The sequence below is a fragment of the Embleya scabrispora DSM 41855 genome (assembly GCF_000372745.1).
Classification (GTDB): domain Bacteria; phylum Actinomycetota; class Actinomycetes; order Streptomycetales; family Streptomycetaceae; genus Embleya; species Embleya scabrispora.
The window spans coordinates 1-3,573 of sequence record NZ_KB889626.1 but is presented as its reverse complement, the minus strand read 5'-3'; the positions used below and the strand labels follow the sequence as shown (position 1 = coordinate 3,573).

At 68.7% G+C, this 3,573-nt stretch carries 3 protein-coding genes and 2 pseudogenes; 1 reads left to right on the top strand and 4 read right to left on the bottom strand.

Translation table 11 applies throughout. The features are described 5' to 3' along the window. From A3IC_RS54200 to A3IC_RS0113390, 3 genes and pseudogenes are all read right to left on the bottom strand, one after another. A partial coding sequence (locus A3IC_RS54200) for an IS110 family transposase (RefSeq protein ID WP_020550564.1) occupies positions 1–684 on the bottom strand: 684 nt, incomplete at its 3' end. A gap of 299 nt (positions 685–983) precedes the next feature. Then, positions 984–1,178: pseudogene (locus A3IC_RS70080) on the bottom strand (ISL3 family transposase); the annotation flags it as partial. Between the two features lie 128 nt (positions 1,179–1,306). Then, positions 1,307–2,161 (bottom strand): oxidoreductase, encoded by an 855-nt coding sequence (locus A3IC_RS0113390; protein WP_020550562.1) that lies wholly within the window; start codon positions 2,159–2,161, stop codon positions 1,307–1,309. A 123-nt stretch (positions 2,162–2,284) separates the two neighbouring features. Between A3IC_RS0113390 and A3IC_RS0113385 the strand changes: the two genes are divergently transcribed. After that, complete coding sequence (locus A3IC_RS0113385; RefSeq protein WP_020550561.1) at positions 2,285–3,091, top strand: helix-turn-helix domain-containing protein; 807 nt, start codon at positions 2,285–2,287, stop codon at positions 3,089–3,091. Positions 3,092–3,111: 20 nt separating this feature from the next. Here the strand turns inward: A3IC_RS0113385 and A3IC_RS73490 are convergent. Continuing rightward, positions 3,112–3,282, bottom strand: a pseudogene (locus tag A3IC_RS73490) (Tn3 family transposase); the annotation flags it as partial. Between the last annotated feature and the right edge of the window lie 291 nt (positions 3,283–3,573).

Here is a 3,573-nt window from a genome sequence, read left to right as displayed (position 1 = left end):
GAAGGCGTGGTGGTCGGTGAACTCGCCATCCAGCGCGGCAACCAGCACGGGGATCCGGTTGCGGGCCCGGGCAACCGCCAGGTCGGCGAGGCGGTGCGGGTCGCGTTCCCCGGCGACCAGGGCCTTCAGGATCGCGCGGCCGGTCACCCCGGTGATGTCGGACAGGACGGAGCTGAGCTTCATCCCGGTGTCTTCGAGCTCCTTCTCCAGCCGCTGGGCCTCCCATCCGGCGGCGCGGACCAGCTCGGTCCGTCGACGCGTGAGGCCGCGCAGCTCGCGGATGCCGCGTTCGGGCACGAACGACGCCATCACCATCCCCGACGCACCCGCCCGGGCCAGGAACGCGGCATCGTTCGGGTCGGTCTTGCGGCCCCGGATCCCCTTCGGGTGCGCGGGGTTGACCAGCATCAGTTTCAGCTGTGGCTGCAACACGTAGTAGACCGACCGCCAGTAGTCCGAGGTCGCCTCCATCACCACCACGTCCGCCCGCCGTTCCAGCAGCCGGGCCGGCAGACACCGGACCTCCGCCCGGGTGGTGCCGAACCGCTCGGTCTCCAGCGACCAGCTGCCCCGCCGCTTCAGGCTCGGCGTGCGTACGCAGGCGAGCAGGAACCGCTTGCCCAGATCCAACCCCGCCGACCGCAGGTGGATCCCCTCGTCCTGGACGCCCTCGTGTCGAACCATCGCCGTTCCCCTCCCGTCGCAGGCCACCGTTCCCGGCGGGTGTCCCGGAGGGATCGGGGAAGAGGCGGAGTCTGACACACGTGCTCGAGGCGGTGAAGCACCGCCCTGGCAACAATCCGTGGTCCCCTGACGACCCCCATCGCCATCCTGTAAAACGAGCTCACCGGCATCGCAGACCCATCGGCTGACCGGGACACCCACCCCATTTTCCCGTCACCGAGGTGATCAGCGCAGCCATCTGGCCCACCTGTAAAAAAGTTCGGCTCTGGCCCGTAATCGGTGGTAGCGCCGTGTAGTGATCACTGGAGGAGGATGCGGTGGCGGAGCAGGGGGAATCCGGCTCGGCCGTGCATCTGTCTCGTGATCCGTTTGGTTCGGGTGTTGACGCCCTCGGCGCGGCCGTTGTGGTGGGGGCGGGTGAGGCCGGCGTCGACGGCGGCGCGGTCGGGTTCGAGACCGTTCGTGAAGGAGTGCAGGTGGGGCAGGTCGGCAGCGATCGGTTCCAGGCTTTCGGCGCTGCGCGCGATCAGCCCGACAGGATGTCCCTCGCGGCCGAACCGGCGGGCCGCCGCGGCACCCGGACCGGGTCCGGCGCCGACCACCACGAACGCGCCCATGCCGCTCATCTTTCCTCCAGGTCCACGCTCACGGTCAGTGCCTCGTTGGCATCCGTCTCGGCACGCGTCCGTTCCAGGCGGGCGCGGATTCCGGCGAGCGCGTCGGAGCCGAGCAGCAGCCGCAGCGGAGGTACCTCTGTGTCCACGGTCGCGGCGATGGCCGCCGCAGCCCGGACCGGGTCGCCGGGCTGGCGGCCGGACACGGCCAGTGTGGCCTCACGGCGCTTGCCGGCGGTCTGCTCGTAGTCGTCCAGGCGTATCGGAGACCGGCGCATCGAGGCCCCTGCCCACTCGGTGCGACGACCGCCGGGTTCCACGATCGTCACCGTGATGCCGAGCGGGGCGAGTTCCGCGGCCAGCGACTCCGACAGCCCCTCCAAGGCGAACTTCGTGGCGTGGTAGTAGCCGGTCGCGGCAAAGGCGGCCAGGCCACCGAAGGAGGAGACGTTGACGATGCGCCCCGTGCGGCGGGCCCGCATGCCGGGCAGCACGGCCTTGAGGACCGTCACCACCCCGTGCACATTGGTGTCGTACAAGGCGCGAACAGCGGCCTCTTCGCCCTCTTCGATCGCCGCCAGGTAGCCGTATCCGGCGTTGTTGACGAGTACGTCGATCCGCCCGAACCTCCGCTCGCACTCCTGGACGGCTGCGGTCACCGACGCGGGGTCGGTCACATCCAGCTCCAGAGCCAGGGCTCGGTCGCCGTACTCGGCGGCGAGGCCGGTCACAGCGGCACGGCTGCGGGCGGTGACCGCGACTCGGTCGCCTCGCTCCAAAACGTGCTCGGCCAAGGCGCGGCCCAGGCCGCTGGAGCATCCGGTGATCAGCCAAACCGGCGATGCGTTCGTTTCGTTCGACATGCCTTCATGACAACAGCAGGCCGACGGACGTGCCACACCCCCTTGAGGCAGTCTCCGAAAGGGTCACCTTCGCGGGCGGGACGAAAGCCGTCGCGCACGTGGGCGGCGGTAAAGTCGATCCGCATGACACATGACGACGAACGGCTCGGTTCCTTTCTGCGCAGTCGCCGGGAGAAGATCGACGCCGCCTCCGCCGGTGTCGTCGACAACACGAGACGGCGGGTCAAAGGGCTGCGCCGTGAGGAACTGGCCCTGCTTGCCGGGCTCAGCCCGTCCTACTACGCCCGGATCGAGCAGGGCCGCGACCGGCATCCCTCCCGCGAGATCCTTGAAGCTCTCGCCCGTGTACTGCGTCTGGACGACACCGAGCGGGCCTACTTGTGGTCCCTGGCGATGCCACCGCTGGCACCGGCGGACAACGACACCGCACCGGCCCCTCCTGTGCGGCCCGGGGTACTGCACCTGCTGGAGCGATGGGCCGACCTGCCCGCGTTCGTCGTCGGCCCCGGGCGCGACGTACTGGCCGGGACCGCGCTCGCCGCCAGGGTGAACCCTGCCTGGAGCACGGGGCACAACCTGATCGAGTTCACGTTTCTCGATCCGCGTGCGCGGACGGTCTATCCCGGCTGGGAAGCGATCAGCCTGCAGGCCGTCGCAGGTCTGCGCGCCACCGCCGCCACGCGCCGCGCGGAACTCGACGGCTTCGTGGCGCACATGCGCGAGCGCAGCGAGACGTTCCGTGCCCTGTGGGACTCACACGACGTCCACGAACGCGTGATGGGCGAGAAACGGCTGCACGTCGACGGCGTCGGCATCCTCCGCCTGAGCTTCGAGACCTTCGGGCTCGCCGGCCCCGAGGGCCACGTCCTGTACGTGTACTTCCCCCGGCCCGGCAGCACAGAGGACGAAGCGCTGCGCGGCCTTGCCTGACAGACCGGCCCCGTACGGATGACCTTGCCGATCTCGCGGAACGCCGTGTAGCCGGTGTTGCGACGCGAGCCGGACAGCCGACGCAGCAGCAGGACGGAGGAGATGGTGCCCTCGCGCATCGAGACGATCACCCGCATCAGGTGGGCCGTTCTTGAGATGGCCTGAGATGAATTGACGAGATCCTGCACGAGCCTTTGGTTCGTGTGGGATTTCGGCGTTTCATGACCTGTAGCAGCGAAGGTTGAGCATTGTCACTGAAGGTTGGTGAAACACTAGGTTGTCTCACTGAAGGTTGAGTGGCTGTTGACGTCTGGCTGTCTGGGGAGACGGTGGGGGAAGCGGTACGCGCGTACGGTGGCTATGACGTCTTGAGTTGGCCCCGGCGGAACGCCTTGGGTTCTAAAGGTGGTTGCAACACCTGACCCTGCGGGGTGTTGCGATGGCCAAGCCGCGGCGAACATCGAAGAAGCGCGGACCTGCTC

Excerpts from the sequence above, each read along its gene's own strand:
- A3IC_RS0113390 (WP_020550562.1), bottom strand. The coding sequence starts at position 2,161 with ATGTCGAACGAAACGAACGCATCGCCGGTTTGGCTGATCACCGGATGC.
- A3IC_RS0113385 (WP_020550561.1), top strand. The coding sequence starts at position 2,285 with ATGACACATGACGACGAACGGCTCGGTTCCTTTCTGCGCAGTCGCCGG.